We start from the raw sequence: 724 nt of genomic DNA, 5'->3' as shown, positions 1-724 counted from the left end.
ATCGGCAAGGGCGTGGTCGACGTCGTCGTCACCGAAGGCTTTGCCGGCAACATCGCGCTGAAGACGGCGGAAGGCACGGTGCGCCAGATCGGTGGCTATCTGCGCGCGGCGATGAGCCGGACTCTGATGGCCAGGATCGGCTACATCTTCGCCAAGGGCGCCTTCGATCGCCTGCGCGAAAAGATGGATGTCGGCCGGTCCAACGGTGGCGTTTTCCTGGGGTTGAGCGGCATCGTCGTCAAAAGCCATGGCGGTGCTGATTCTGATGGGTTCGCCGCCGCGATCGAACTCGGCTATGACATGGTCCGCAACAACCTCCTCGACCGCATCGAGGCCGATCTGGACCTGTTTCATGCGCGCAACCCGCGTGCCCTGTCATCTAGGAAATCCGACGTCGTCACCGACGCAAAGGAATAGGAAAGAACTTTGATCAGATCAGTCGTGCGCGGCACGGGCGCCGCGCTGCCCCGCCGAATCATGAAGAATGCCGATTTCGAAGGCATGGTCGAGACCTCCGATGAGTGGATCGCCCAGCGTACCGGTATTCGCCAGCGCCATATCGCTGGTGACGACGAGACCACGGCTTCGCTGGGGGAAGCAGCGGCACGTGCCGCACTTGCCAATGCCGGCCTCACGCCAGTCGACATCGATCTGATCGTGCTGGCGACCTCGACGCCCAACAACACATTCCCGGCCACTGCCGTCGAGATCCAAAACCGGCTCG

2 pseudogenes are annotated in these 724 nt (G+C 62.3%); both read left to right on the top strand.

The features are described from left to right. Positions 1–417, top strand: a pseudogene (locus EN939_RS36685) (phosphate acyltransferase PlsX); the annotation flags it as partial. 9 nt (positions 418–426) lie between these two features. Further along, positions 427–724, top strand: a pseudogene (locus tag EN939_RS36680) (3-oxoacyl-ACP synthase); the annotation flags it as partial.

It is taken from the genome of Mesorhizobium sp. M7A.F.Ca.CA.002.05.1.1 (assembly GCF_003998335.1).
Taxonomy (GTDB): Bacteria; Pseudomonadota; Alphaproteobacteria; order Rhizobiales; family Rhizobiaceae; genus Mesorhizobium.
This window is presented reverse-complemented; position numbering and strand designations above follow the sequence as displayed.